Raw genomic sequence first — 26,462 nt, forward strand, 5'->3', positions numbered from 1 at the left:
CACTTGGACCGTCGAGGCGCCGACGATGGCTTTCATCGGTCAGGCGGACGCCGCCATGACACATCCGCCGGCCCGTCTTCGGGCGCTTCTGGACGGCCACCGCGCGCGGCGTCTGCTCGCGGCAGGGCTGCTCTGCCTGGGGACGCAGGCCGCCGTGGCGCGGACGATCTACGTCACGCCCGCAGGGTCCGGACCGGGCTACGATGCGGACGGCCGGATGATCGCCCCGCAGACGCAGGCCTTCTCCACCGAGGCGATGCGCGGACTGCGCCCGGGAGACGTCGTCCAGCTTCTCGCCGACAGCCCGGATCCTACCGTCGCGGCGCTCTACGCCAGGCGGATCGTTCTGTCCGGCTTGGGCGTGCGGGACGCGCCGCCGATCCTGATCAGGGGTCTCGGCGGGCGCACGCGGCTGGTTGGACGCACGGTCGATGACGTCCGCGGCTGCCCGATGCCCGAGGACGATGTCGAGCAGGCCTGCGGCGGCCTCGCGACGGCCCTCGCGGCCCCCCAGGCCTCGGACCTGCTCGGTGCCCTGACCACGCCGGCTTCGACCGGCGAGCCGGAGCGCAGCCGCCGCTCGCGGCTCGCCATACCGATCGGCCGTTCCGGGCGGCTTGCGGAGGCCGCCTGCCTCGACATCGACCGGAGTGACGGCGTCACGATCGAGGATCTGACATTCGACGGGTGCTGGCTCGCGGCCGTCCGTGCGATCGGCAGTCGCCGCGTCACGCTGCACCGCTCCCTCGTGATCGGGAGCAGCTACGGCCTTGCGGCACGCGGCAGCCGGGAGCGTCCTGTTGACTCTCTCGTGGTCGAGGACGTGACATGGGTGCAGGACGCGAGCGGCTACGACGCCGCGGCCCTGACACGCGCTGGGCCGTTCCGCTGCGTCGACGGCCGCGTCAGCCCGCTCGGTTGCCCGGGCCTGCTCTGGCGGAGCATCCCCTGGGGCGTGGGCCACCACGGCGCCTACGATCATTTCAACGGCGCGCTGCTCGGCGGAACCGACGTGCGGGGACCGATCATCTTCCGCCGCAACACGGTCCTCTCGGCCTATAACGGCGTTCGGCTGAAGGCTTCCGCCTGCGACGACCGCAAGGCCTCGGACCTCTCGCCGGAAACCTGTCCCTACAATCGGGACGTCTGGATCTACGACAACCTGTTCGCCTACGTGCGCGACAACCCCGTCGAACTGGAGACCTGGGCGACGGACGTCCGGATCTACCGCAACCGGATCGTCAATGCCCACGCGTGGTTCTCGTTCGACGACATGGGCGGCGGTCCGATCTACGTCTACGGCAATCGCGGCTGGTTCGACGACGTCCCGGCGATCGCCTTGCCGGATCATTCATCGTTCCCGCCGCCCTGCACGCGCCATCCTGTCGAGAAACCGGCCGCCAACGGGGCGTTCGACCCGAAGCTCGACCGGCGCTACGACTACGCACGCGCCCGCTGGCTGCCCGTCGGGGTCGAGAGCATCGGCCCGGCCGGTGACGTCTCCTGGATGGATCCGCGCGATCAGACCTGCGAGGCCAGCCTCCAGGGCCGGGTCGTCAAGCTCGCGCTTCCGCCTCTGGACGGGCAGCCCGGGACCTATCGCTACGCGGAGCGCGGGGCGATCTACCTGTTCAACAACAGCTGGTACCTGCGTTCGCCGGTGACGGGGATCGGCCCGGCCGCCAATCTCAGGCACTGGAACAACGCCCTGCTGTTCTGCGAGGACGGCGTGCCCGGTTACAAGAGGGAGTTGTGCCGGCCGAGGCCCGGCAGGTTCGATGTGAGCACCTGCGGACGCGGCGTCGTCGGCGGAGACGGTCTCGCCCGCTATCTCGGCGAAACGGGAACGCTGCCGTTCTTCGACTGCTTCCGGTGGCTGCCCGTCGACGAGTCCGGCCGCGATCTCCCCGCGCTCGCGAGCGTCTTCGATTACGATGTCAGCAGCAACGGCTTTCCTGTCGCGCTCAAGCACGCGCGCGGGATCGAGCCTCACGGACGTGCCGGCGATCCAGGCTTCGCGGCGCCCGAACGCGGCGACTTTCGGCTCATTCCGGGCGCGCTGGCGGCAAATTCGGGATGCGCGGTGACGGAGGATTCCGAGCAGGATCTCGTCTGCGCGGAAATCAGCGGGAGTCAGGCCTTCGCCGGTGCGTTCGGTCCTGACGGTCAGCTCTACGCGGGACCCGCCCCCGCGCGATTTCGACCTCCGGAGTAGAAGTCGCACTATTTCAGGTTGGCTTTGCCGTTCTTCCGGTGCTCGCACGCCGCCATGGTGTCGAACAGCACGAATTCCGGGCCTTTCGCGCTCAGGCAGCTCTTCCCGAAACTGCGAGGCGAATCCAGCTTGCTGCACGTGTAATGAGTCGACAGTCGAGACGCCAGCAAGGCGCTCACCCGCTCGCACCGTTTCTGATGGTATCCGGAGTCGGGCTGATAGTAGAACTTGCCCAGCGCCTCGATGTGGCCCGGGGCCGACGTCGCCGACGAGCATGCCGAGAGAGCAACAATCAGGGGCAACAGCAGCTTGGGGTTCATAACGGCACGTCTTCGTTATTGGCCGTCGCACTGTGTTTCGGGGCCGAACAGCCGCCGCTGCGCCTGATGCGCGCGCTCATGCAGGGTCGATCGGAGTGGGCAGATGACAGAAGAAGATCGGACCTCTGAGATACCGGGCTCGGAATAACGGGTTGGGCCTTTCGGTCGCGTTCCGAGCGTTCATGAGCTGAGCGGTGTCCACCGGCTTCTTCTCGCGCCGCCACACGCTCGGCGTCGTGCCCGACCAGCGCCGGAACGCATGTGTGAAGGCGGCGAGTTCGGAAAAGCCGAGGACCTCCGAGATCTGCGTCACGCTCATGGTGGTGTCAGCGAGGAGCTGCTTGGCCACCCGGAACTTCGCCTCGTTGGCGAGCTGCCTGAAGGTCGTTCCCTCAGCCCGCAGGCGACGGCTCAAGGTGCGGCGGTCCACGAGCCGCATGCGCGCCACGCGCTCAGCCTTGCAGCGCTGCCGCGTCACCTGGATCCGAAGATATTGACGAAGCTCATCCGTCAAATTCGACGCTTGTTCGGCCTCAAGCCGGCGAATGCGGCGCTCTGCCATCCGGCAGACAACCGGTTTTGCCCCGGCGACACGCTGATCCAGAAGCTTGGCCGAGAACACCAGAGCGGCGACTTCCTGATCGAACCGGACGGGCGCTTGGAAGAAGCGGTCATAGGGACTGGCGTCGCGCGGCTTGGCGCGCGGCAGCAGAACTTCCTGCAGAGCCCAATCGGCCCCGCACAGCGCCCGAAGGACGTTGGCCATCGTGGCGAGCGGCCGCTCCGAATGAATGGCCGCCCAATCGGCTTCCGGACCATACGGAGCGTAGCTGAGGATGGCGACGTCGCAGTCGATGCCAAGCCCGACCACCGCCCCCCAGTTCTGGACGCCGACGTGCAAGACGAGCGCGCGCAAGGCGTCGCCAACGGTTTCCGAGTGCCGCATCAGCACGCCGAGCTGTCGCAAAGACCCCAGCGACGCGCGCTGGCCGATGAGCAGCCCGAGATGCGGACAGTTCGTCCGGTCGGCCCCGAGCGCGATGAGCCGGTTGAGGTCCGCGTAGGGGACGCGCGTGCCGCCGTGGAAAAAACCGGGGTCAAGCTTGAGCTCGGCAAGGAGGTCGCCCGGATCGGCACCGAGTTCGACAAGGGCGGCGTAGATCGCCTGTTTGACCCCCGGACGGCTCAACGCGACAGGGAGCGGCTGCCCGTTCGCACCGGCGCTGCGAGGTCCCATGGGCCGCGCTGCGTGTCCCGGCGCTCCTGCTGTGACAGAAGAGGACATGGCCACCCCTGTTTCAACCCTGAGTCGGTACAAGCAGTGCAGTTGACATAAGATAAGACGGGACGTCTTGATCGAATGGGACTCTGTCCGGGATCAGACGGACGCGAGGGCCCCGAAAGGTTCAGTCGGCCAGGATCTGCTGCCGGCGAGAAGCAGCCGGTTGCAGCGCTGTTTCACCGTTCGAGCTTTGCTCGACACGCGACAGAGACTGCCGCCGAAACCCTCCTCCGCAGTCCGCTGTCCCGATCCGCGGTGTTCGCGTGGCTTTCCAGAACCGGCACGCTGGCGCGCACGCGTCTCGCCGAACAGCTGGACCCCGGGGCACCAGCGCCCGAGGATGTTGGCCCGTGGCATCCTAGGTCAGGCTGGCTGCAAGCGTGTGGCCGAGCGCTCGCGTCTGCGCGTGCGGCGTCCCGGCTCGGAGGTCGCGTCGAGCCAGATGACCAGGGCGAGGGCAATCAGCGCGGGCGCGCCGAGCGCCAGGAACGAACCGGTCCAGCCGAGCACGGACTGCGCCAGGCCGCCGTACCAGGCCGAGAGCGCGCCGCCGATGCCCTGCACGGCGTTGACGGTGCCGAGCGCCGTCTGGGTGCGGCCCGAGCCCCAGGTGAGATCCGCCACCACCACGGGCACGGCCACCCCGACGATCCCCGAGGCCACGCCGTCGAAGATCTCGGCCGAGATGAGCCAGACCGGGTCGTCGATGAAGGCGGATAGGGCTGCGCGCACCGGCAGCACGGCGAGGGCGACCAGCAGGAGCTTGCGGCGCCCGCGCTTGTCGGCGAGCGAGCCGGCGAAGAGGGCCACTGGGATCATGACCAGCTGCGCGACCATGACGTACCGGGCCGTCCAGGCCGTGGCGTCCGTGCCGGCCGCCACGAGCTTCTGCCCGAGCAGACTCAGCATGCCGCCATTGCCGAGGTTGAACAGCGCGAGCGCCACCGCCAGCACCATCAGCTTGCGGTTCGCGAGCACGCTGCGGGTGGTCGCACGTTCCGGCTTGTCGTCCGGATCGTCCTCCTTCCAGCCGACCGCGCGGCGCCCGTTGTAGCAGTGACCGGGCGTCGTCACGCTGGCCGCGATGGCCAGCACGGCCATGGCCCCGAGCACCCAGAAGGCCACGGCGGGTCCGAACTGGACGGTGCCGAAGCTGATGAGGCCTGCCGCGATGAGAATGCCGAGGTGGTTGTAGGCCTGATTGCGGCCCTGCTGCTTCGGGAAGCGGTCCTTGCCGACAATGCCGAGCGTCAACTCGGTGACGGCGGGCAGAAGCAGCACGCCGCCGGCGGCCGCCAGCATCTGGGCGGCAAACACGGCCGGGAAGGACTTGGCCGGCATGATCAGCAGCGTGCCGGCCAGGATGGCGGCGCAGGCGGCGGCGATGAGGAGGCGGGGGCGCCCGATCCGATCGACGAGGGCGCCGGCCGGCCCGCTCAGGCACAGCGCGCCGACGCCCACCAGCGTCGTGACGAACCCGACCCGCGCCGGTGACCATCCGCCCGTCTCGGCGAGCCACGTTCCCAGGAAGGGACCGAGGCCGCCCTGGATGTCGCCGGTGAAGACGTTGATGAGCGCAAGGTGCGTGGTGGCGAGCATGGTCTCAGGCCGGTGTGCCACGACCTCCCGGAAGAAGGGCGTCGTAGCCCGCGCTCGATGCGCGAAGACAGGTCACCAGAGACGTTCGAACAACCTAAACCGTTCCGCGTCGGACGCGTTGCGCGTGATCGCAGGTAGACGGCCGGAGACGCCGCGCCGGATCAAGGTTAGCGATTGCCTCAAACCAGGGGTCGTACTTCGAGGGAACGGTTTTCGAGGCGATGACGTTCTTGGAGCCATCATCGAAACGGAGACACAGCTTGAAGACAATCGCTTTGACCCTCGCCGCCGGTGCCGCTCTCGTGGGCGCCGCCTCCACTGCTCAGGCGCATGAGTGGGGTGGCGGCTACGGCTATGGTCCCGGCTACGGTCACTCCCGCGTCATCGTGCGAGAGGGCTATCGCGACGGCTACCGCGGCGTCGGCTCCCGGCATCACGACTGGGATCGCCCGGGCGTGCGCGTGATCGAGCGTCGCGACGGCGGCTTCCATCGCCATCACGACTGGGACGACTGAGCGGCCGCCTCGTTCGGAGACTCTCGGGGGCGCCCTGCCGGGCGCCCCATCTGCGCTCTTGCCAGCCCGATGCTGGCCGCTTCGCGGCTCTCGCCGGCCGCAACCCGCCCGTCGCGCGGCGCCGACCTGCTGCTGAAGCAAGGTCGGTCTCGGCCCGGCATCCCCGGCCCGACTGAGTAGCAGTTTTGCTGTACGGCGCTGGATCGGTTTGGCCGCCAGGGACGTTAGAGGGCCCATGCACCGGTCCGATGAGGCTGCCTGCTTTGGCTGGGGGAGCGCCCTGAGATGCCTCACAACCAGTTCCGGGTGACGCTGGAAACCCGCGACGGCCGACGCGTCCTCACCGCAGCGGCGGAGCGCGAGGCCGCCCTGATGGCCGAATCTGTCCTGCGCCGCTACGCGGGCGAGCCTCTCACGGTCGGCTTCAGCGTCGAGTGCACGGACCGCGAGGCGAGCCGCCGCATCGCCTTCTACCTGACGGATCTGGTCCTCGAACTCGATCTCGCCTGAGACCGGACCCGAGCTTCCGGGCGCGGATCGCCCTGGCTTCTCGGCTGCCATCGCGGCCGTTCAACCATCCCCACTCGCGGCCGTCATCCCGGTCGCGAGCGCGTCGGTGTCGGGGGCTCCGACGAGGGCGTTGCAGACCCTACGCGAGTTCGGCGACGAGCAGGGCTCGGGCGCGGCTCACCCGGCTTTTCACCGTGCCGGTCTGACACCCCATCACCTCGGCGGCCGCCTCATACGTGAGGCCTTGTGCACCCACGAGCAGCAAGGCCTCGCGCTGAAGCTCGGGCAGCTTGCCGATATGGGACCAGACGGTCTGCAGGTCGGAACCGTGCTCCTGGGCTGCCGGAGCCGTGAGTTGCGCCGCCGCAGCGCCATCCACATCCTCGACCTCGCGCTTCCGCTTGCGGCACTCGGTGTAGAACTGGTTGCGCAGGATGGTGCAGAGCCACGCCTTCAGGTTCGAGCCTGTTGCGAACAGGTTCTGGTGAGCCCAGGCCCGCAGGACGGTCTCCTGCACCAAGTCGTCGGCGCGCGAGGCGTCGGCGATGAGCGACAAGGCGAACGCACGCAGCCCAGGAAGCGCTTTGGTCAGCTCCGCGCGGAAGAACAAGGCCCTCTCGCGGCTCTGCCCCTCCAGGGTGGCGTCGAGCTGCGCCACGAGATCAAGCAGACGCTGCGGTGTCTGCGCCCGCGTCAGCGCTTCGTAGGCGCCGCGCAGATGGGCGCCGAGATGATCCCGCACACCGGGAGGGAGTGAGGCCGTATCCAGGCGGTCGGGTGGTTTCGGCCGGCCAGATGCCGGCCCTTCGCTCATCAACCTGTCGGTCAAGACATGTCCTCTCAAGACATCCGCTGTACTGCCGAGCCCCGGTCCATCGTGCACGTCGTCCGACGTGACGGCGTGGAACGATGGGCCATCCAGCGATGGCGTCCCGGAAATGCGCGTCTTCAAGCGTCCACCCTCTGCCATAGGCCCCGCCACCTGACTGTACAGTGAACATCTAACCCTGCAAGCCGAGGATCGTTCTGTGAGGCTTGTGCGTTTGTGGTGGCTCCGTTCGGTCGGCAGCGGAGTTTGGTGAGACGAGTAGGAGCCGCGAGGATCGTCGCGTTCAGCGATGCCCGGACCTCGGGACGTGCCAAACGAGGGGGCTGGTCGGGAACGGCGCTCGATCGGAGCGCTGCCGGGGACGGGTTTGGATCGCTCCCGTTGTCGTTCGAAAAGGAACCGCTGGGCAGCGACGATGTCACAAACTGTAGTCTACCGAATTGAAGACAGGTCGGACGGCCGTTTCGATGTTGTCGTGGCGCTCGCATCCGGCAAGGTCTTCAAGCGTTCTGGATGCGTCACGCGGGCTGAGGTCGATGTTTGGATTGACGGGTTACGGGTCCTGATGGCGGCGGTCGGTGCGCCCGTATCGTCGGCCGACGACGCGTCGCAGGGGGCGTCGCGCCTCGGATCGCAGACGGCGCACGATGCCGATCAGACCACGTCTTGAGCGTGGGCCCTGCCTCCATCCGCCTCGGAATCTGCTCTTCCACGCACCCACGCCCGAAGGGCGAACGACGGCCTAGGCTTCGTCGTCCTCGGCCCGGGCGGTGAGATCGCCGAACAGGATCTCGTACGTCATCGGATCGTAGAAGCGCATCACGTTCCGGACGAACTCCCGGGGCTCGATTTTCAGCGCCTCTGCCCAGGCCCGGTAGCGATCCGGAGGGATGCGGCCGCGCCCCGTCTCGAGTTGCGAGATGAACGTATAGTATTCCGCACCCACGAGAGCGGCGAGCTGCCGTTGCGACAGGCCCTGCGCCTCCCGCAATTCCTTCAGATACCGCCCACCTTCGCGACGCAGCTCCAGCACCTCCTCCGAGTCCAGGCGTTGGTAATGCGCATACACGAGGGTTTGCCTTCCTGCGTGCGATCGCGGCTGCACGCGGTGCTTATACAGTAAAAGCCATATAGCTGCGACGGCCATGCCCTGTCCAGACACCGGCCGATGAACGTCGTCGCTCCCGCGACGAGATGCTTGGCATGCCTCCGAATGGCCCTATCATGTCGATCTCGGGGACCAACATGGAAGAGGGTGCCGATGGCCAGCCTGCCATATGGTGTTCCCGATCGGCCCCTCGGGCGTGGCGACGATCGGACCCTTGGCTCAAGGGTGCGGAGGTCGGCGTCCGGTGGTCGTCGGCGCGATGACTTCGCGACGTGGGGTTTCGAAGGCCGCTGATTGCGCCGGTCGATTGCAGGACGAAAGCAGTATGGGCGATCACTCACTGCCGTCGACCTTGACCACCGGCCTGCGCGCGCTTCGACCGGTTCTGGCGACGGCTGTGATCTTCGGATTGTTCATCAATCTGCTGCTCTTCGTCAGCCCGCTGTACATGCTTCAGATCTACGATCGCGTCATTCCGAGCCGCAGTGAAACGACGCTCATCGGGATCACGCTGATCGCCGCGTTCGGCCTTGCCGTTTACGCGACCTTGGACATGCTGCGCTCGCGCCTTCTGGTGCGTGGCGGCGTGATCTTCGACCGGGAGATCGCCGATCCGATCTTCGATGCCGCCCACCGCGGCATGCTGATCCGGCCCGGCGCGCGTCACGACACGGCGCTGCGCGACGTGGATGTCCTGCGCGAGTTCCTGACCGGCAGCGGGATGCTTGCGTTCTGCGACCTGCCCTGGATCCCGATCTTTCTGCTCGCCTGTTTCGTGCTGCATCCTTGGTTCGGCTGGATGGCGCTCGTGGGCGGCGGCACGATCCTCGGGCTGACGTTGCTCACCGAGATCGCGACGCGCTGGACACTCGACGCCGCCAGTCAGGCCTCGCGCGAGGCGGGGCAGCAGGCCGCCACCGTCTTCCGGAACGGGGAAGTGTTGCAGGCCATGGGCATGCTGGCGTCCCTGCGCGGTCTCTGGCGTCGGCGCCACGACGACGTCCTGGTCCTTCAGGCCCGTGCGAGCGATCGGGCCGGCCTGATCGTCGCCGGGACGAAGTTCGTCCGTATGCTCCTGCAGACCCTGGTTCTGGGGGCGGGCGCGTACCTTGCCATCCGCCGCGAGATCTCCGCCGGGTCGATGATCGCCGCGTCGATCATCATCGGCCGCACGCTCGCGCCGATCGAGGCCGTCGTGGGCAACTGGAAGGGCTTCACGGCCGCCCGCGCCAGCTACCGGCGGTTGACGGATCTCATCGACGTCGCCGGGCCGGAGACCCGCCGCCTGATGCTGCCGCGCCCGCAGGGCTCGATCCAGGTCGAGAACATCTCTGTGGCGGCACCCGGCTCGACGCGGCCGATCCTCAGCGCGGTGAGCTTCCGGCTCGAGCCCGGCAGCCTCGTGGGCATCATCGGCCCGAGTGCGGCCGGCAAGTCGACCCTCGTGCGCGCCCTGACCGGGGTCTGGCCCCTGCTCGACGGCACCGTGCGCATCGACGGCTCCGACCTGCGTCACTGGGACAAGCAGGCGCTCGGCCAGCACGTCGGCTACCTGCCCCAGGACGTGGAGCTGTTCGACGGCACAGTGGCGCAGAACATCGCGCGGTTCGCCGCCGAGGACGACGCGCGCGTCATCGCGGTGGCCCGGAGGGCGGGCTGTCACGAGCTGATCCAGTCCCTTCCGGACGGGTACAATACGGTGATCGGGCGGGACGGGCACGGATTGTCCGGCGGCCAGCGTCAGCGCATCGCGCTGGCCCGCGCCCTCTACGGCGAGCCGAGCTTGGTCGTGCTGGACGAGCCGAATGCGAGTCTCGACCAGGTCGGTGAGGCCGCGCTGATGCAGGCGGTGGCGGAGCTGAGGCAGTCGGGCACGACGGTGGTGATCGTGACCCACAAGGTGAGCCTGCTGGCCGAGGCCGACCGCGTCCTGCTCATGAGCGGGGGCACCTTGCAGACCGACGGCACCGCGGAGCAGGTTCTGTCACAGATCACCGGCCCGCGCCCGGTCCCGACCCTGGTGCCGCCCGTCGCTACCCCGGCGTCCCAGGGCCGCCGGGATTCCGAGGCGCAGCGGAGCGCGGGATAGGCGATGACCCTCTCGCGAGCCGCGATGCCGAGCCTGTCGCCCCCGCAGCGCACGCCTGACGTGGAGCGGGCGGGCGGCGGTCCGACCAATTGGCGCGTGTACGCTGTCGCCGGCTACGCCGTCATCGTCGCGACGTTCGGCGTCGTCGGGAGCTGGGCCGCCACTGCGCGCCTCGACCGGGCGGTCATCAGTCCCGGCATCATCGTCGCGGAAGGCAGCCGCAAGGTGGTGCAGCATCTCGAAGGCGGCATCGTGCAGGAGGTGCTGGTGCGAGACGGGCAGACCGTCCACGCGGGCGACGTCCTGCTCCGCATCGATCCCGTGCAATCGCGCGCCAGCAACGATTTGCTCCGCGGTCAGCTCGACGCGGCCCTGATCCTCGAGGCGCGGCTGCGCGCCGAGCAGGTGCAGGCGCCGGATCTGGTCCTGCCGGAGGAGATCGCGTCGCGACGGGATGACCAGGCCGTGGCCCGCATGATCGACGACCAAGCCCGTCAGCTGTCGGAGCGGCGCGCGTCGTTTCAGGCACAGCTTGGGCTCATTCAGGCGCGCGTCACGCAGCTGAAGACCGAGATCGCCGGACTCGCGGTCGAGAAGGCCTCGGTCGAGCAACAGGTCGCCCTGATCCAGCAGGAGCTGGAAGGCCTGCGCGGCCTGCGCGAGAAGAACCTCATCCCGCTCTCCCGCGTCCTGATGATGGAGCGGGAGCACGCACGCCTCGCGGGTGTGATCGGGCGGTCCGTGGCCGAGACCGCCAAGGCGCAGAACGGCATCAACGAGGCGGGGATGCAGGCGGCGCAACTCAAGCAGAAGCTCCAGGAGACACTGACGGCACAGCTTCTGGACGTCCGTCAGAAGAGTTCCGAACTGCGCGAGAAGCTCATCGTTGCCCAGGATGTTCTCCGGCGACACGAGGTCCGGGCCTCCCATCAGGGCGTCATCCAGGGATTGAAGGTCTACACGATCGGGCAGGTGATCCGCTCCGGCGAGCCGCTGATGGAGATCGTCCCGACCAACGACCGGCTCGTGATCAGCGTCCAGTTCGCGCCGAACGATCTGGAGGCCGTCCATGCCGGCATGCGCGCCGAGGTCAAGTTCCCGGCCTTCCAGACGCGCCGCACGCCCGCCATCTTCGGAACGCTGACGATGGTCTCCCGCGATCGCCTGCTCGATGAGGGGACAAAGCAGCCTTACTTCGCCGGCACGGTCGAGATCGACGATCAGCAATTGCCGGACGACGTACGGCCCCGTCTCCTGGCGGGCCTGCCTGCCGAGATCGTCGTGTCGGCCGGCGAGCGCACGGCGCTCGACTATCTGGTTACGCCGTTCTTCGAAGCCCTCGGACACGGTTTCCATGAGCGATAAAGCCTGTTCGTCAGTTCATTTGCGGAAGTGAGGTCCCGATGGGTGCGGTCATCTCCTTCTTCCGGCCCGCATCGACCAGCCAGGGCGGCTGGTCGCAGCAGGAGCTCGCGGAGTTCTACCGCGTCGAGGCCGCGCTGATCCGGGCCGGCCTGCAGATCGGCAGCGAGCAGGGTCTGAGCGACGAGGCGGAGCCCTGGTTCGTCTTCTGCCGGCCCGACGGCGACGCGATCATGCATTTCGCCCGGATCGACGGCAGCTACGTCATTGCCTCGGAAGTCTTGGACAGCCCGATGCGGGGCAGCGACTTCCGTGCCCTGATCAACCAGGTCGCCCAGCGCTACCCGGAACTCCTTCCGATCCCGCAAGGCGCCGACGGAACGAAGCTCTCGGTCCATCCGGCCGCCCTGCTTGCCGCTCTCGTCGCGGCTGCGGCTTTGAGCTTGTCACCCCAAGACGCGTTCGCGGCTGACCAAGAGCATGCCGGCGACGGCCCGGTTCCGGCCGGTCCATTGGGCCAGACGCTCCAGCACCGGGCGGCGGGCGCCGGAGATTCCGGCGATGCCGATGAGCGCGACAGCCATCGCAAGCAGTTCGGCGTCATCGTGTTCTCCGCGATGGTCTTCGCGGCCGATGCCTTCGCGGCCGACCACGGCGAGCCGGCGACGGAGCCGGGCCTGTCCTTCGGCTCAGCGGGCGGCAACGCTGCCGCCGTGTGGGAGCAGGGCAGCGTCCCGGTGCCTGCAGGCGAGGCGATCCGCACCGCGAGCGCGGGTGTGCCGCTCACGTCCGGCGCGAGCGGCCAGGCCGCGAGCGGAACTGCCGGTTCCACGACGGCCGAGCCGATTTCGGTCGCGCCCTCCCAACCGGGCAGCACCGATGTCAGAGCCATCGGTCCCGGACATCCGACGCTCGTGCACGGTCCTGCCTGGGCAGGCCTGGAGCCCGCATATCAGGCTTCGGCCCAAGCGGCGGAGGCGGGCACACCCCGAACCGCAGGGTCGTCGACGTCGCCGGAGGCCCGGTCGGACGCCGGTGCGGCTGCGTCGGGCAGCGCCGACGGTGCGGGGCAGACGGGCCCGTCGCCCGCCACGAATGGTGAGACCGCGTCTCAGCATCAGAGCGCAGCGCAGACAATCGGGCATTCAGCGACCGAGACGCCGTCATCGCCGATCGACGGGCTCACTGCGACGACGCAGGCCGACCTGACTCGATTGGCGCCTGCGCGGAGGGAGGACGGGACCGGGGGACAGGAGCACGCCGCGCGGGGCGGCCCCGTTTCAGAGGGAGAGGCCTTGCGTGCCGCGAATGCGGTTGGAGATCCGGCTCATTCCGGCAGAAGCGAGCCGGATCAAAACCGATCTGGCGCCGACGGTCATGGCGGCGCCAACGGCACGAATGCAGGCCATCAGTCCGGCGCGTCGCAGGCCGAGGCGAGCGGCGCGGATCCAGGCTCTGCTCAGGCCGACGGGTCGCCTGGCAAGAGCGGCGAGGCGCCGGGTCAGCTCAAGGAGGCCGGATCGGCCACGCACGGCGCCGAGGGCCACGGCGCCGCCAACGGCGCGAGTGCGGGCCATCAGCCCGGCGCGTCGCAGGCCGAGGCGAGCGGAACGGATCCAGGCTCTGCTCTAGCCAGCGAGACACCCGGCAAGAGCGGCGAGGCACCGGGTCAGCTCAAGGAGGCCGGATCAGCTACGCACGGCGCCGACGGTCATGGCGGCGCTACGGGCACGAATGCAGGCCATCAGTCCGGTGCATCGCAGGCTGAAGCGAACGGCGCGGATCCACGCTCTGCTCAGGTCAGCGAGGCATCCGGCAAGAGCGGCGAGGCACCGGGTCAGCTCAAAGAGGCCGGATCAGCTACGCACGGCGCCGACGGTCACGGTGCCGCCAACGGCGCGAACGCGGGCCATCAGTCCGGAGCATCGCAGGCTGAGGCGACCGGCACGGATCCAGGCTCTGCTCAGGCGGGCGAAGAACCCGGCAAGAGCGACGAGGCGCCGGGTCAACTCAAGGAGGCGGAATCGGCCACCCACGGTGCCGAGGGTCACGGTGCGGCCAACGGCACGAACGTGGGCCATCAGTCCGGCGCGTCGCAAGTCGAGGCGAACGGCGCGGATCCAGGCTCTGCTCAAGCCAGCGAGACACCCGGCAACAGCGCCGAAGCGCCCGGTCACCTCAACGAGGTCGGATCAGCCACACAGGGCGCCGAGGGTCATGGCGCCGCCAACGGCGCGAACGCGAGCCATCAGTCCGGCGCGTCGCAAGCCGAGGCGAACGGCGCGGATCCAGGCTCTGCTCAAGCCAGCGAGGCACCCGGCAACAGCGCCGAGGCACCGGGTCAACTCAAGGAGGGCGGATCAGCCACGCAGGGCGCCGGCGGTCATGGCGCCGTCAACGGCACGAATGCGGGCCCTCAGTCCGGAGCATCGCAGGCTGAGGCGAACAGCGCGGGTCCAGGGCACGTCCAACCCGGCACCGAGGCTCAGGGCGCGCCTCACGCCAACACTCCTGCGGCGGCAGATCCTGGGCTGCAGATAAGCTCCGGGCAGCCGGTTGATCCGCCAGGCTCGGGCGCATCGCCCGCCGTGAGCGGTGGTCAGCCGTCCTCCGTCAGCCAGACATCCCATGCCGGTGGGCAGAGTCAGGCGCAGCCGCCGGCAGCGCAGGTCGACCCAGCCGGAAATCTCGTGTTCTCATCCGATGGCCAGCGCGGGCATGCTGCCGCGCCAAGTCACACACCGGCCGAGGCTGGGTCGCATGGCAACGTCGAGCTAATCGGGCTTTCGGATCAGGGCACGAACGCGCACCACATCGATCTGCACCACTGATGGCGCGGTCGAACACGCGACCGCTCGGGAGCTTCAGGGCCGGCTGGACGTGGACCCTCAATTAACGGAGCCGGCCGATCGCCCTGCCGCGGCCATGCCCAGATCGGGGAGTTCGCGGTCCGTGTCGCGCCTGTGGGACAAGACGCTGTTCCGCATCATCGCGAAGGCCCATGCCTTCAAGTCGCTGCTCGGGCGGTATTGATCCTGGCTCTGCCAAGCCCTGAGAAGCGTCTCTTGGACGAGGTCTTCGGCCTGCTCGGCCGCCTGCGTGACCGATCTCGCAAAGTGCCTCAGTTCGGGCAGCAGCCGCAGAAGGTCATCGCGAAACAGGTCCGGGTCAGGCGCCTGCGACGGCTCCGCATCCGCCCGATCGATCTGCCCAGGCAGGCTATGCAGGCGAAGGTCCGCGGTGCAGGTTTGGACGCGCGGCAAGTTCGGCCGGCCTTCGGCCTTCGGATGCGGCGCCGTTCCGCTTTCATCAGCGCGGGACTGTGAACGGGTATCCGGGTGGAGCGGCATGGGGTGATTGATCCTGATCTCACCATGCAAAATCGTACAGCGAGTATACGATAGAGGTTTGCTGTATGGCTAGCTGCGCATACGCGCCCGGCGTTCTGCTGCCACCCGTTGAAGGTGGTGGTGCGCCTGTCGGCTTCCCGGCGCGTGCTGGATGAAGCGGACGCCGCTGTGGCGACCGTTCTCGACCATCCCGGACGTCAAGCATGCGTATCGATAAATCCGGGAGGGGATGAGGGGCGAAAGGCACAGCTCTTTTCACCCGCCTCTCGCACCGTGAAGCAGACCGCTGGTCAGGCCGGCGTGGATACGGAGCGTCGTGGCGTCGCTTAGATGCGCCTGCTCATGTTGCGGCCATTCATGCCCTCGCAACAGCAGCTGCCCTTCTTGGCCTTGCCGGTATGGCTCGTCGCCATGCTGTTCTTTCCGCACATCATCGCGCCCTTGCCTCCGCCACAGCAGCTCATGGCCAAGGCGGGGGCCGCGCTGAGCATCAGCAGGGCGGCAGTGGTCACGAACAGGCTTTTCACAGGACGTCTCCTCTCGGCTCAGCGGTCCGATCGGCAACGCTGCACCTTGCCATCGTGGCAAGGTCAACCCGCTTCGTAGGCGGCGCGCTCGACGTCCAGCCACCGCATCACCCGGGCGTGATCGACGCCCCGCTCGGTTGACCGGGCTGGAGCGGGGTTCCAGCGGGCCGCTGTTCAAGCGGTCAGGATCGCCCAGCCCTGTGGGCCGAGGCTCACCCGCACGCCACCCGCGTCGCTGACGAGTTGACCCTCTCCCACCTCGATGCGCCGAGCCTCCGGTACGGGCAGCGAGACCGGCTCATCGGCGAGGTTCAGCGCGACGAACAGCGCCTGGGGCGCCTCCGTCATCGCGAGCACGAGCTGCGCGTTGGCCAGATGCACCTGCCGCGTGCGAGCGCGATGCAGCCAGGGATGACGGCGGCGCAGGGCGATGAGGCTCTGGTGCAACCGGTAGATCGGCCAGCCATAGGGAGCGAGTTCTGCCGGCGTCGGCGGGAACGACGGGCGGATTGCATCATCCCCACCCACCCGTTCCTCCTTGACGCCGCGGAAGGCCTGCTCGTCGCCGGCGTAGATCGAGGGCGTGCCGCCGCAGGTGAACAGGATCGCGAGCGCGTGGGGCAGGTGCCGCTCGTCCGTAAGGCGACTGGCGATGCGCGACACATCGTGATTGCCCACGAAGGTCAGCGGCACGAAGGCATCCAGGTAGCCGTTGTGGCGCTCCAGCGCGTGGGCGAGCTCGAACAGATTGCGGTCGTTGAGGCCGCTCCAGATCGCCTTCCAGAGCTCGTATTGGGTCACGGCATCCATGCCGGTCTCCCGCACGATGCCGGTGTAGTCGCCGTGGATCACCTCGCCGACGATGTAGGCGTCCGGGTGCGCGGAGCGGACCTGGGACAGCACCTGGGCCCAGAACCGCCGCGGGACGGCGTAGGCCGCGTCCAGGCGCCAGCCATCCGCGCCGCGACTGAGCCAGTGGTCCATGATCGCCGCGACGTAATCCGCCACCTGCGGCGCGTCGTGATTGAGCGTGACAAGCTGCCGATGCCCCTCGAAGCAGGCATAGTCCGGCTCGGAGCCGGGCGCGGTGCCGCGCGGCCAGGACAGCTTGAACCAATTCGCCCGCTCTGCCTGCGGGCCGCGATGCAGGACCTCCTGGAAAGCCGGATGCCTGCGGCCGACGTGGTTGAACACCCCGTCGAGGAGGATGCGCAGGCCGCGTGCGTGCGCGGCCTCGATCAACGCATCGAAATCGGCATCGTCCCCGAGACGCGGATCGATCCGGAAGGGGTCGACGGTATCGTAGCCGTGGGTCGAGGCCGCGAAGATCGGCCCCAGGGCCAATCCCGAAGCGCCGAGTTCGACGGCATAGTCGAGCCAGCCGTGTAGGTGGGACAAACGCTGCACGACCGGCGCGGCGGGCGCAGCCTCGGGCTCGGCTCCGACGAAGCCGAGTGGGAAGACCTGCCACCAGACAGTGTGTTGGATCCAGTCCGGCACCAGGCCTCCTTGCACCGCGCGCCGCGGGTGAACGTCACGCCGCCGTTAACGTTGCAGTGCCGATCCCGTTCGCTCCCACCGTCGCGAGTCAAGGGCGGGGCGTCCGATCAGGTGGTGTACTCGTAGGCGCGCTCGCCATGGCTCGCCAGGTCCAGCCCGTCATGCTCGGCCTCTTGGTCCACGCGCAGCGGGGTCACGACGCCGAGAAGCCGCGCCAGGCCGAATGTGAGGAGCCCCGACCACAGGGCGGTCACCCCGACGGCGAGCGCCTGAACCGCGAGCTGCCCCAGGACCGTGCGGCCCTCGCTCAGACCGACGCCGCCGAGATCCGGCAGCAGGAAAACCGCGAGCAGGAGCGAACCGAGAATGCCGCCCACGCCGTGCACGGCGAAGACGTCGAGGGAATCGTCGATGACGAGGCGATGCTTCACGTACAAGGTGACGAAGAAGCAGACGAGACCGCCGGCGGCCCCGATCAGCAGGGAAGCGGCCGGCGAGACGTAGCCCGCGCCCGGCGTGATCGTGGCCAGACCCGCCACGCAGCCGGTGACGATCCCGATCGAGGTGGGCTTGCGAATCTTCACCCATTCCGCCGCCGTCCACGCCATGGCGCCCGCAGCGGCCGACAGATGCGTGACCAGGATGGCATTCGCCGCGCTCGCGTCGGCGGCAAGGGCAGAGCCGCCGTTGAAGCCGAACCAGCCGACCCAGAGCATGCCGGCGCCCATCATGGTCATTCCGGGGCTGTGTGGCGGCGTCAGCGTCGTCGGGAAGCCGCGACGGCGGCCCACGAGAATGGCGAGGAGCAGGGCCGAGATTCCCGCCGTGGTGTGGACCACGATGCCGCCGGCGAAGTCGAGGGTTCCGAGCGCGGCCAGCCAGCCGCCGCCCCAGATCCAGTGCGCCACCGGGACGTAGACGAGCAGCAGCCACAGGGCCGAGAACAGGGCGACGAAGGAAAAGGCCACGCGCTCCGGGATGGCGCCGATGATGAGGGCCGGCGTGATCACCGCGAAGGTCATCTGATAGAGCGCGAACACGGGCTCAGGCAGGAGCGTTCCGGTCCGCAGCGGCTCGAGATGAGCCAGGAACGCCTTGTGGAGCGTCCCGATGAGCGCCCCGTCCCCGTCGAACACGAGGCTGTAGCCGCAGATCGCCCAGAGCACGGAGGCGATGCAGCAGATCGCGAAGCACTGCATCAGCACGGACAGGACGTTCCGCGCGTGGACGAGCCCGCCGTAGAAGAGGGCGAGGCCCGGCAGAGTCATGAACAGGACGAGGGCGGAGGCAGTCAGGATCCAGGCCGTGCTGCCGCTGTCGGGCGTGGGGGCTGCCGCCAGACTGGGCGTAGCGGAAAGGACCAGGAGCGCGAGGCCGGACAGGCCCCGCGTGGAGAGCGACAACATGAGGGGCACCCTTGGGAACAGCCGCGCTCTCAAGCAGACTGCCTAGCAACTAGGCAAGCACGCGCGTGTCCCCGGCGGGGGCAGCGCCGAACAAGTTCTCGTGTGTCGCGGCCGCGATACACCCGTGACTGCGGCGCAGGATTAAGCGCGATGCGCCCCATCGCGGCGTCGGGGGGCGGGCATACCTGCGGCTGCAAGCTCCAACGGGCCGCCGCGCGTCCGAGGCGGGTGGTCCGCCGCGGGCAGCGCGCACGGCGTTTCCCGCGTTCCTCAATATTTCACGACAACCGGCTTCGCCTCCGCGGTGGCCTTCGGCGGCGCGACCCAGAGCGGGGCCGAGATGGTCAGGTACGTCGCGGTGCCCTGGAACCGGTTCCGGACGTCGAATTCGCGATAGACCCTGACGCTCGTGGAGATGGGGATCTCACCGGCGTGAAAGGTGTAGCCGACTTGGCCGCCCAGCGACACGACCCGGCCCTTGAACGGGCCGATCCGGTCGCCGGATCCGCTGTCACCCGTCAGCTGGTCGTAGAAATAGCCGACGAGCCCGATCGACAGGTCCTTGCTCAGATACTTCGACGCCGACCATTCCAGGTGGAACTCGGTGCCGGTCAGGTATCGCGTCGCGGGGTTGATCCAGTTGAACGTGATGCCGGGCACGACCGAGAGCTCGTAGCCGAGAACCGGGTCGAGGTAGGTGAGCGCGCCGCTGAGATCGAGGGCCGGGCGGTTCAGCGCGATGTTGGACAGCTGGCCGTTCTCGAACGAGCCGGAGGGAACGACGCCGAGCGCCGTCGCGGTCCAGTGGAAATTGCCGGCATGCCAGCCCACGAAGGACGCGAGATAGATATCGCCGACGTTGAAGACGGCATCGTGTTCGCGGCCGGCGATGATGCGGTCGATGCGTGGTGAGGACAGGACTGCGGCCGCGCTGACATCCGGCGTCCCGAACGGGATGGTGATGGAGAAGCCGAGATTGCCGCCCAGGATCTCGACCGGCGTCACCCAGATCGGCGACGCAAAGTTCGCCACGGTGGAATTCTTGACTCCCGCGGCCACGACACCGCCACCCTGGAAGATACGGTTCGCCCCCAGGTCGCCTTGATAGAAGTACGTCTCGCTCTCGAAGTAGCAGCCCGGCGGCGGCGTTACGCCCGCGAGCGGGCCGCGATTGCCGAGCACGTAGACGCCCTGCGCATATTCAGCCGCTCGGGCCTCCTCGGCGGCCATCAGGGCCGATACGCTCAGGAGAGCTGCCGCAGCCCATCGGATGGGCGTGCCGAGGCGTTGCATATCTTCAGCTCCCAAGATTTGGCGAGGGGAATCGCTGAGACTTTAAGCAACGCTGGCACAGCATGAGCCGGTAAACAAGCGTTCGAGCGGAGCGAGGTTTTTTAATGCCGGCCTTTTGATGTAATTTTGCGACACTCTCTGTGGATGAAGGCGGTTTCGATGTGACGGATACCGACCGCAATTCCATGACACTGTGTTTCGGCAGCGCACGATGGCCATCGGCTTGGATCGGGGGTCGTGGATTCGCGCGTGCCGGAACTGATTCTTGTACATCCTGGCGCAAGACGCGCGCCCGCCAGGAAAACATTTGCGCGGACTCTGTCGGCGAAAGGCGCCGTGTTTCGCGTCTGTCTCGTGCGAGGGCCGCGACCGCCCGTGTTGCGACACGCTTCGCGCGTGGGGGGGGCATATTGGCGAGCCGGCAACGACCGGCCCATGTGCCATCCCCCTCATCCTGAGGCGCCGAAGCGTGGCGGAGGCCTCAGGATGAGGTCGCGGCGGGGATGATCCGATCCGGCGCAACGATTCGTGCCGTGTCGTCGGCCGTCCCAACGTGACCGGGAGCGGCTCTAGGACCGAGCCGTGCACCGGATATGGGCCGGCGATTTACCTGGACCCTCACGTAGCAATCATGCGAGCCATTGATGATGTTGAATGTTCCGTGAGCGGATCGCGCGTTATTTATAACTGGAATTTTCTAATAATTCTAGGGTAATCATATCAGATCAGTGTAATTCGATTGCCGCGTGTTCCGGCCCTTCATTCTCGATCGGTGCTCGCCAGCTCACTTCCGCTTAGGCGTCGCTCTTCATGGCAATCCATTTCGACGTATTCGCTTGACACATTTGGATGTCAAATGTTTATTGTATCGGTGATCCAACAGCGAGTCGGCTGCCGATTACAAATGTGGCGCGGCGACCTATTGCTTGACGCGGAGCGTGATTTTGCCCGGACCCGAGTCGGGCCGCCTGATCCATCCCGCGTTGAGTGAGAAAGCGTATCGCGTCGAAGTCCAGCGAAGGGGGCAGGCGATGTTGAAGCCGTTGGGCCTGCTGATCCTGGCACTTCCCGCCGCAACGGCTGCTTATGCCGAGGAGGTGCCGCGCTTCGACATCAAGGCAATCTGCGGCGCAGCACCGTCGATCGGTCAGAGCGCTCAGGCGACCGATCGGGGCTGCATCCATGACGAGACACAGGCTCGCACACAGCTTGAACAGCAATGGCCAGGGTTCAAGACGAACCGCCGCAACGCCTGCGTTCAGGAAGTGAGCATCGGTGGGCCGCCGAGCTACGTTGCGTTGCTGACGTGTCTTCAGATGTAGATCCTTGTGCGTCCGCATGGATCAATGCAGCTGTATTCACAGTCCGTAGACTGAGACATCTACGGTTCCGCTGCTCCAGCGGAAGCACGGGGGCATTTGGATGAGGAGCATGCGATGGCGGGTGCTTCGCTCTCCGCGCTGGCACGACGTGTTCCCGACTCGTCTTCGAGGACCGGTGAAGGGATGATCCGTATCCCCGGCGGAACCTTCCGCATGGGGTCGAACGATCACTATTCCGAGGAAGCGCCGGCGCATCGTGTCAGCGTCGACAGCTTCTGGATCGACCCGGTCCCGGTCACCAACCGCCGTTTCAAGGACTTCGTCCGCGCGACCGGCTACCGGACGGTCGCGGAGAGCCCCCCGGATCCGATGAACTATCCGGGCGCGCAGCCGGAAATGCTCTATGCTGGCTCGCTCACCTTCCATCCGCCGCGTGCGCCCGGCGACACGCGCGACTGGACGCGATGGTGGACGTTTCTGCGGGGAGCAAACTGGCGGCATCCCTACGGTCCGGGGAGCTCGCTCAAGGGCCTCGACGATCATCCCGTCGTGCACGTCGCGCTCCGCGACGCCGAGGCCTACGTCGCCTGGGCCGGCAAGGCCCTTCCGACCGAGGCGGAGTGGGAGTTCGCGGCCCGAGGGGGGCTGGATGGCGCGGAATACGCCTGGGGTGACGACTTCGCGCCCGCGGGACGCCGGATGGCCAACACGTGGCAAGGCGACTTCCCGCACCTCAACACCGCCACCGGGCCCGACAAACGCACGACGCCGGTCGGAGCATTCCCCCCGAATGGCTACGGGCTCTTCGACATGATCGGCAATGTCTGGGAGTGGACGTCCGATTGGTACAGCGCGACGCATCCGGCCGAGGCTGCGAAGGCCTGCTGCATCCCCCGAAACCCGCAGGGCGGGCGCGAGGAGGACAGCGTCGACCCGCGCAATCCGCAGGTTCCGATCCCCTGCAAGGTCGTGAAGGGCGGCTCGCACCTGTGCGCGCCGAATTACTGCCGCCGCTATCGGCCGGCGGCCCGGCACGCGCAGCCCGTCGACACCTCCATGAGCCATGTCGGTTTCCGGTGCATCCTGAGAGAGGGGGATCGGTCATGACGCACGCTGGCTCGGGGACAAGACCAAACCCGATGTCCCCTCCATAACGAACCTGCGGCTCGACCCGTTCGAGCGGACGGGCTGGCCCGACAACGGGACCAAGACCGGCACGCAGAACTACATGAACTGGTTCCTGTACGAGGTCTGGCGCTTCACCTTCGTCCAGCAGGACGTGGAGAAGCTGGCGATGACCGCCATCGAGTTCCCGCCGATGTGGAAGGGCGCGAGCTTCAACCTCGACGCCGTGAAGGCGAAAATCCAGGCCGCGCGGGCGGCGATGGCGACATGAGCCGGCCCTCTGGGGGCAATGCGTCGGCTCCTCCCCGGAGCGGGCCGGCGGCGCGCGGGCCGTTGCCGCCCGCTCTCCGTAGCGCGTGAAGAGGTGCCCCGTCAGCGCGAACGCGGCTCCAATCGCGCCTGCATCCGTCGGAGGGCCTCAAGGTCGAACACCGCGTCCGCGCGCCCGTAGCCGCCATCCACGACCTCATCGACCAGAACCATCGTGTGGGCGCGCGCGCCCTCACCGAAATACGAGACCAGCAGATCTGTCGTGCGGTGAATCAGGTCCGCCTTCTGCGCGGCGGTCATCATGCCTTGCGGGATCTTGAAGTTGGCAAACGGCATCGGCTTTCTCCGAATTGAAGCGACGAACACGGGTCGAGCGGCTGGCCTCAGCGTTGCGCCGCGCGTGCTTGGCGGGCGGCCTCGTTCAGGGTCGTCACGGCCGCGTCGAAGCGGTGCTCGGCTTCGGCGTTGCGCTGAAAGGCGACGCGCTGCACGAGGATCTCGCGCGGCGTGGGCTGCTGCTGGAACAGGGTCATGACCTCGTCGATGAAGTCGGTCAGCGGCAGGTAGCCCTCGCGAGTGGACTGGCCCGGCGTCAGGTCGGTCTGCACGGCGGGGGGTACGAGTTCGATCACCTCGACCCGGTCCTTCAGAACCTCGCGCAGCGAGACCGTGTAGCTGTGGATGGCCGCCTTCGTCGCCGAGTAGGTCGGGGTCGCCGTCAGCGGCACGAAGGCCAGGCCCGAGGACACGTTGATCAGCGCCGCATCGGGGCGCCCGACCAGATGCCCGATCAGGGCGTCGGTCAGCCGGATCGGGCCGAGCAGGTTGGTGGTGATCGTCGCCTCGGCGTCCGCGAGGTCTCGGGCCCGATCCAGCGCCTCGAAGCGCATGATCCCGGCGTTGTTGATCACCACGTTCAGGGCCGGGTGCTCGGCAATGATCCGCTGGGCGAACGCCGCGATGTCGCCGGCATCCGCAATGTCGAGCGGCATCGCGTGCAGGCCCGGCCGGCCGGCGGTGACCCGTTCCAAGGCCTCCAGCCGGCGGCCGGCGACGATGACATTGTTGCCCAGATCGTGGAAGCGGTGCGCGAGCGCGGCTCCGATCCCCGACCCGCCTCCGGTAATGAGGATTGTGTTGCCCGAGGTTTTCATGACGGCGACCTCCGTTGTTGTCGCCGCAGAGGGTATGGATCACACTCTCCAGCCTGAAGTAGGCACCGAAAAGATTTGTACTTACCGAAAGGAGAGTGTCGGATGCGCAGGGCCGCCCCGGATCCCGCGATCGAGGCACAGCGGCACGGGCCGATCCCGGACGATGTCGACCCGGCGATCGAGGCGCTGGTGAACGACATCATCGCAAAGGTGGCCGACAAGTGGACCATGCTGGTCCTCGAAGCCCTGGACGAGCACGGGACCCTCCGGTTCACGCAACTCGGCAAGGCCGTGGGCCGGATCAGCCAGAAGATGCTGACGCAGACGGTCCGGCAGATGGAACGCGACGGTCTCGTGCGGCGCAGGGTCCACCCGGTGATCCCGCCGCGTGTGGATTACACGCTGACGCCGCTGGGCCAGAGCCTGGGAGCTGCGTTCTGCGGTGTGTGGATCTGGGCCGAGACGCACCACGCCGAGGTCGAGCGAGCCCGTCGGGCATTCGCGGCCGCCGAAGCGTCGGACCCGACCGCCGGCGCTGAGACGCCGTGACCGGTCCAGGCGGCAAGAGGCGTGAGGCCGTAGAGGAGCGACCGGGGTCGGAAGCCGGCCTCGGATTGCCTGTTCATCAGACGCGCGAGACCGTCACTTGCGCAGCGGCACGCCCTTCGTGGTGAAGCGCTGGCTGCCGCCCGGACGGTACACCGGTCGCGGCTGGCCGCCCGTCCGGCCCGCCCCCGCGCCGGTTCCCGGCGGCTGCGAGAACGGCACGAGCTGGTCCGGCCGCGGCCCGATCAGATCGGCGCGGCCCATCTCCCGCAGCGCCTCGCGCAGCAGGGGCCAGTTCTCGGGGTCGTGGTAGCGCAGGAATGCCTTGTGCAGCCGGCGCTGGCGCAGCCCCTTGATCGCCTCGACCGGCTCGCTGCCACCGCGTTTCACGCCCCGCAGAGTGTTGATCTCGGTGTGGTACATGGCGGTGGCGGTCGCCATCGGCGAGGGCAGGAACGTCTGGACCTGATCGGCGCGATAGTTGTTCTTCTTGAGCCAGAGCGCGAGGTGCATCATGTCCTCGTCGGTCGTGCCCGGATGCGCCGCGATGAAGTACGGGATCAGGTAGTACTTCTTGCCCGCCTCCTTGGCGGCGGCGTCGAACATCTCCTTGAAGCGGTCGTAGGTGCCGATACCCGGCTTCATCATCTTGTCGAGGGGGCCGCGCTCGGTGTGCTCGGGCGCAATCTTCAGGCGGCCGCCGACGTGGTGGGTGACGAGCTCCTTGATGTATTCGGGGCTCTTCACCGCGAGGTCGTAGCGCACGCCCGAGGCGACCATCACCTTCTTGACGCCCTTCACCTCGCGGACCTTGCGGTAGAGCCGGATCAGGTCGTCGTGCGACGTGTTCAGGTTCGGGCAGACGTCCGGGAAGACGCAGGACGGCAACCGGCACGCCGCCTCGATCTTCGGGTCCTTGCAGGCCATCCGGTACATGTTCGCCGTCGGCCCGCCGACATCCGAGATCACGCCCGTGAAGCCCGGGGTCTTGTCGCGGATCCGCTCGATCTCGCGCAGGATCGAGCCCTCCGAGCGGTTCTGGATGACGCGGCCCTCGTGCTCGGTGATCGAGCAGAAGGTGCAGCCGCCGAAGCAGCCGCGCATGATCGTCACCGAGAACTTGATCATGTCCCAGGCGGGGATCTTCGCGTCGCCGTAGGACGGGTGCGGCGCGCGGGCGTAGGGCAGGTCGTAGACCGCGTCCATCTCGTCGCTGGTCAGCGGGATCGGCGGCGGGTTCAGCCACAGGTCGCGGTCGCCGTGGCGCTGGACGAGGGGGCGCGCGTTGCCGGGATTGGCCTCCCGGTGCAGCACGCGCGAGGCGCGGGCATAGGCCTCCTTGTCGTCCTTGACCTCGTCGTAGGCGGGGAGCCGGATCACGGTCTCGCCGGGCCGGCGGGTGGCGGCCTCGTCCGTCGAATCGAGGTCGTCGGCGGGCAGCTCGGTGTAGTGGGCGGGCACGCGGCGGAACAGGGCGACGCCCCGGATCGCGTCGAGCTGGTTCGGCGCCTCGCCGGCCGCGAGGCGGTTCGCCACCTCGACCACGGCGCGCTCGGCGTTGCCGTAGATCAGCAGGTCCGCCTTGGCGTCCGCCAGGATCGAGCGGCGCACCTTGTCGGACCAGTAATCGTAGTGCGCGATCCGCCGCAGCGACGCCTCGATGCCGCCGAGCACGATCGGCACGTCCTTGAAGGCCTCGCGGCAGCGCTGCGTGTACACGATGGTGCAGCGGTCCGGGCGCCGGCCGCCCTCGCCACCGGCCGTGTAGGCGTCGTCGTGGCGCAGGCGCCGGTCCGCCGTGTAGCGGTTCACCATCGAATCGAGGTTGCCGCCGGTGACGCCGAAGAACAGGTTCGGCTTGCCGAGCGCCTTGAACGGCTCCGCCGACTGCCAGTCGGGCTGGGCGATGATGCCGACCCGGAACCCCTGCGCCTCAAGCAGCCGGCCGATGATCGCCATGCCGAAGCTCGGGTGGTCTACGTAGGCGTCGCCAGTCACCAGCACGATGTCGCAGGACTCCCACCCGAGCGCCGTCATCTCGGCGCGGCTCATCGGCAGGAACGGTGCCGCCTTTCCGGTCGAGGGCTTGCAGGCGAACGACGCTACGGCGGGTGTGGCGGAGGCTTGGAGGTCCATGGCG

Annotated in this window: 23 protein-coding genes; 10 read left to right on the forward strand and 13 right to left on the reverse strand. The window is 67.9% G+C overall.

Features of this window, described 5'->3' with window-relative positions; all coding sequences use genetic code 11:
• The first annotated feature begins 55 nt into the window (after positions 1-55).
• On the forward strand, positions 56-2,215 hold the full coding sequence (locus tag AC3WSN_RS25580; RefSeq protein WP_492541802.1) for a hypothetical protein: 2,160 nt from the start codon (positions 56-58) through the stop codon (positions 2,213-2,215).
• Positions 2,216-2,223: 8 nt separating this feature from the next.
• On the opposite strand, the gene AC3WSN_RS25585 is transcribed toward AC3WSN_RS25580, so the two are convergent.
• From AC3WSN_RS25585 to AC3WSN_RS25595, 3 genes are all read right to left on the reverse strand, one after another.
• Positions 2,224-2,535, reverse strand: a complete 312-nt coding sequence (locus tag AC3WSN_RS25585; RefSeq protein ID WP_492541804.1) for a hypothetical protein — start codon at positions 2,533-2,535, stop codon at positions 2,224-2,226.
• A gap of 76 nt (positions 2,536-2,611) precedes the next feature.
• Positions 2,612-3,772 carry an AraC family transcriptional regulator gene (locus AC3WSN_RS25590; protein WP_492541806.1) on the reverse strand — a complete coding sequence of 387 codons (1,161 nt, stop codon included), beginning with the start codon at positions 3,770-3,772 and terminating at the stop codon, positions 2,612-2,614.
• A gap of 408 nt (positions 3,773-4,180) precedes the next feature.
• Positions 4,181-5,416: an MFS transporter gene (locus tag AC3WSN_RS25595; protein WP_492543250.1), complete on the reverse strand. Its 1,236-nt coding sequence runs from the start codon at positions 5,414-5,416 to the stop codon at positions 4,181-4,183.
• Between the two features lie 260 nt (positions 5,417-5,676).
• Here AC3WSN_RS25595 and AC3WSN_RS25600 point away from each other — a divergent pair, with 260 nt between their 5' ends.
• Positions 5,677-5,931, forward strand: coding sequence for a hypothetical protein (locus AC3WSN_RS25600; RefSeq protein WP_492541808.1), 255 nt, complete (start codon positions 5,677-5,679; stop codon positions 5,929-5,931).
• A 285-nt stretch (positions 5,932-6,216) separates the two neighbouring features.
• On the forward strand, positions 6,217-6,441 hold the full coding sequence (locus AC3WSN_RS25605; RefSeq protein ID WP_492541810.1) for a hypothetical protein: 225 nt from the start codon (positions 6,217-6,219) through the stop codon (positions 6,439-6,441).
• Positions 6,442-6,580: 139 nt separating this feature from the next.
• Here the strand turns inward: AC3WSN_RS25605 and AC3WSN_RS25610 are convergent, their stop codons facing one another.
• Both AC3WSN_RS25610 and AC3WSN_RS25615 read right to left on the reverse strand, forming a co-directional pair.
• Positions 6,581-7,255, reverse strand: a complete 675-nt coding sequence (locus AC3WSN_RS25610) for a sigma-70 family RNA polymerase sigma factor (RefSeq protein ID WP_492543252.1) — start codon at positions 7,253-7,255, stop codon at positions 6,581-6,583.
• Between the two features lie 757 nt (positions 7,256-8,012).
• Complete coding sequence (locus AC3WSN_RS25615) at positions 8,013-8,339, reverse strand: helix-turn-helix domain-containing protein (RefSeq protein WP_192706028.1); 327 nt, start codon at positions 8,337-8,339, stop codon at positions 8,013-8,015.
• 364 nt (positions 8,340-8,703) lie between these two features.
• Here AC3WSN_RS25615 and AC3WSN_RS25620 point away from each other — a divergent pair, with 364 nt between their 5' ends.
• The 3 genes from AC3WSN_RS25620 to AC3WSN_RS25630 are packed head-to-tail and all read left to right on the forward strand — an operon-like array spanning position 8,704 to position 14,660.
• On the forward strand, positions 8,704-10,467 hold the full coding sequence (locus AC3WSN_RS25620; protein ID WP_492541812.1) for a type I secretion system permease/ATPase: 1,764 nt from the start codon (positions 8,704-8,706) through the stop codon (positions 10,465-10,467).
• Between the two features lie 3 nt (positions 10,468-10,470).
• Positions 10,471-11,832, forward strand: coding sequence for an HlyD family type I secretion periplasmic adaptor subunit (locus AC3WSN_RS25625; protein WP_492541814.1), 1,362 nt, complete (start codon positions 10,471-10,473; stop codon positions 11,830-11,832).
• A 38-nt stretch (positions 11,833-11,870) separates the two neighbouring features.
• On the forward strand, positions 11,871-14,660 hold the full coding sequence (locus tag AC3WSN_RS25630) for a hypothetical protein (protein ID WP_492541816.1): 2,790 nt from the start codon (positions 11,871-11,873) through the stop codon (positions 14,658-14,660).
• Positions 14,661-14,717: 57 nt separating this feature from the next.
• Here the strand turns inward: AC3WSN_RS25630 and AC3WSN_RS25635 are convergent, their stop codons facing one another.
• From AC3WSN_RS25635 to AC3WSN_RS25655, 5 genes are all read right to left on the reverse strand, one after another.
• Positions 14,718-15,179, reverse strand: a complete 462-nt coding sequence (locus tag AC3WSN_RS25635; protein WP_192706032.1) for a sigma-70 family RNA polymerase sigma factor — start codon at positions 15,177-15,179, stop codon at positions 14,718-14,720.
• Between the two features lie 326 nt (positions 15,180-15,505).
• A complete protein-coding gene (locus tag AC3WSN_RS25640) occupies positions 15,506-15,706 on the reverse strand; it encodes a hypothetical protein (RefSeq protein ID WP_192706033.1) in 201 nt (66 codons plus the stop codon).
• Positions 15,707-15,880: 174 nt separating this feature from the next.
• The gene (locus AC3WSN_RS25645; protein ID WP_492541818.1) at positions 15,881-17,206 is read right to left on the reverse strand and encodes an alpha-amylase family glycosyl hydrolase; all 1,326 of its coding nucleotides are present in this window, start codon (positions 17,204-17,206) and stop codon (positions 15,881-15,883) included.
• A 107-nt stretch (positions 17,207-17,313) separates the two neighbouring features.
• On the reverse strand, positions 17,314-18,612 hold the full coding sequence (locus tag AC3WSN_RS25650; protein ID WP_492541820.1) for an ammonium transporter: 1,299 nt from the start codon (positions 18,610-18,612) through the stop codon (positions 17,314-17,316).
• 270 nt (positions 18,613-18,882) lie between these two features.
• The gene (locus AC3WSN_RS25655) at positions 18,883-19,905 is read right to left on the reverse strand and encodes a SphA family protein (RefSeq protein ID WP_492541822.1); all 1,023 of its coding nucleotides are present in this window, start codon (positions 19,903-19,905) and stop codon (positions 18,883-18,885) included.
• A gap of 944 nt (positions 19,906-20,849) precedes the next feature.
• Here AC3WSN_RS25655 and AC3WSN_RS25660 point away from each other — a divergent pair.
• The 3 genes from AC3WSN_RS25660 (at position 20,850) to AC3WSN_RS25670 (ending at position 22,623) form a co-directional block, all read left to right on the forward strand.
• The gene (locus AC3WSN_RS25660) at positions 20,850-21,227 is read left to right on the forward strand and encodes a hypothetical protein (protein WP_492541824.1); all 378 of its coding nucleotides are present in this window, start codon (positions 20,850-20,852) and stop codon (positions 21,225-21,227) included.
• 114 nt (positions 21,228-21,341) lie between these two features.
• Positions 21,342-22,334, forward strand: coding sequence for a formylglycine-generating enzyme family protein (locus AC3WSN_RS25665; protein ID WP_492541826.1), 993 nt, complete (start codon positions 21,342-21,344; stop codon positions 22,332-22,334).
• 121 nt (positions 22,335-22,455) lie between these two features.
• Positions 22,456-22,623, forward strand: a complete 168-nt coding sequence (locus AC3WSN_RS25670; RefSeq protein ID WP_492541828.1) for a hypothetical protein — start codon at positions 22,456-22,458, stop codon at positions 22,621-22,623.
• Positions 22,624-22,724: 101 nt separating this feature from the next.
• Here the strand turns inward: AC3WSN_RS25670 and AC3WSN_RS25675 are convergent, their stop codons facing one another.
• Both AC3WSN_RS25675 and AC3WSN_RS25680 read right to left on the reverse strand, forming a co-directional pair.
• Complete coding sequence (locus AC3WSN_RS25675) at positions 22,725-22,958, reverse strand: tautomerase family protein (RefSeq protein WP_192706039.1); 234 nt, start codon at positions 22,956-22,958, stop codon at positions 22,725-22,727.
• A 47-nt stretch (positions 22,959-23,005) separates the two neighbouring features.
• On the reverse strand, positions 23,006-23,776 hold the full coding sequence (locus tag AC3WSN_RS25680; protein ID WP_492541830.1) for an SDR family oxidoreductase: 771 nt from the start codon (positions 23,774-23,776) through the stop codon (positions 23,006-23,008).
• Positions 23,777-23,878: 102 nt separating this feature from the next.
• Between AC3WSN_RS25680 and AC3WSN_RS25685 the strand changes: the two genes are divergently transcribed.
• Positions 23,879-24,325, forward strand: coding sequence for a winged helix-turn-helix transcriptional regulator (locus AC3WSN_RS25685; protein ID WP_492541832.1), 447 nt, complete (start codon positions 23,879-23,881; stop codon positions 24,323-24,325).
• A 93-nt stretch (positions 24,326-24,418) separates the two neighbouring features.
• On the opposite strand, the gene AC3WSN_RS25690 is transcribed toward AC3WSN_RS25685, so the two are convergent.
• On the reverse strand, positions 24,419-26,374 hold the full coding sequence (locus AC3WSN_RS25690; RefSeq protein WP_492543254.1) for a YgiQ family radical SAM protein: 1,956 nt from the start codon (positions 26,372-26,374) through the stop codon (positions 24,419-24,421).
• Positions 26,375-26,462: the final 88 nt, after the last annotated feature.

It is taken from the genome of Methylobacterium sp. FW102-HT35C08 (assembly GCF_058790235.1).

What these genes read in the sequence shown, in the direction of transcription:
- AC3WSN_RS25580 (WP_492541802.1), top strand. Translation starts at nt 56, where the DNA reads ATGACACATCCGCCGGCCCGTCTTCGGGCGCTTCTGGACGGCCACCGC.
- AC3WSN_RS25585 (WP_492541804.1), bottom strand. Translation starts at nt 2,535, where the DNA reads ATGAACCCCAAGCTGCTGTTGCCCCTGATTGTTGCTCTCTCGGCATGC.
- AC3WSN_RS25590 (WP_492541806.1), bottom strand. Translation starts at nt 3,772, where the DNA reads ATGGGACCTCGCAGCGCCGGTGCGAACGGGCAGCCGCTCCCTGTCGCG.
- AC3WSN_RS25595 (WP_492543250.1), bottom strand. Translation starts at nt 5,416, where the DNA reads ATGCTCGCCACCACGCACCTTGCGCTCATCAACGTCTTCACCGGCGAC.
- AC3WSN_RS25605 (WP_492541810.1), top strand. Translation starts at nt 6,217, where the DNA reads ATGCCTCACAACCAGTTCCGGGTGACGCTGGAAACCCGCGACGGCCGA.
- AC3WSN_RS25610 (WP_492543252.1), bottom strand. Translation starts at nt 7,255, where the DNA reads ATGAGCGAAGGGCCGGCATCTGGCCGGCCGAAACCACCCGACCGCCTG.
- AC3WSN_RS25620 (WP_492541812.1), top strand. Translation starts at nt 8,704, where the DNA reads ATGGGCGATCACTCACTGCCGTCGACCTTGACCACCGGCCTGCGCGCG.
- AC3WSN_RS25625 (WP_492541814.1), top strand. Translation starts at nt 10,471, where the DNA reads ATGACCCTCTCGCGAGCCGCGATGCCGAGCCTGTCGCCCCCGCAGCGC.
- AC3WSN_RS25630 (WP_492541816.1), top strand. Translation starts at nt 11,871, where the DNA reads ATGGGTGCGGTCATCTCCTTCTTCCGGCCCGCATCGACCAGCCAGGGC.
- AC3WSN_RS25635 (WP_192706032.1), bottom strand. Translation starts at nt 15,179, where the DNA reads ATGCCGCTCCACCCGGATACCCGTTCACAGTCCCGCGCTGATGAAAGC.
- AC3WSN_RS25650 (WP_492541820.1), bottom strand. Translation starts at nt 18,612, where the DNA reads ATGTTGTCGCTCTCCACGCGGGGCCTGTCCGGCCTCGCGCTCCTGGTC.
- AC3WSN_RS25655 (WP_492541822.1), bottom strand. Translation starts at nt 19,905, where the DNA reads ATGCAACGCCTCGGCACGCCCATCCGATGGGCTGCGGCAGCTCTCCTG.
- AC3WSN_RS25665 (WP_492541826.1), top strand. Translation starts at nt 21,342, where the DNA reads ATGGCGGGTGCTTCGCTCTCCGCGCTGGCACGACGTGTTCCCGACTCG.
- AC3WSN_RS25670 (WP_492541828.1), top strand. Translation starts at nt 22,456, where the DNA reads ATGAACTGGTTCCTGTACGAGGTCTGGCGCTTCACCTTCGTCCAGCAG.
- AC3WSN_RS25675 (WP_192706039.1), bottom strand. Translation starts at nt 22,958, where the DNA reads ATGCCGTTTGCCAACTTCAAGATCCCGCAAGGCATGATGACCGCCGCG.
- AC3WSN_RS25680 (WP_492541830.1), bottom strand. Translation starts at nt 23,776, where the DNA reads ATGAAAACCTCGGGCAACACAATCCTCATTACCGGAGGCGGGTCGGGG.
- AC3WSN_RS25685 (WP_492541832.1), top strand. Translation starts at nt 23,879, where the DNA reads ATGCGCAGGGCCGCCCCGGATCCCGCGATCGAGGCACAGCGGCACGGG.
- AC3WSN_RS25690 (WP_492543254.1), bottom strand. Translation starts at nt 26,374, where the DNA reads ATGAGCCGCGCCGAGATGACGGCGCTCGGGTGGGAGTCCTGCGACATC.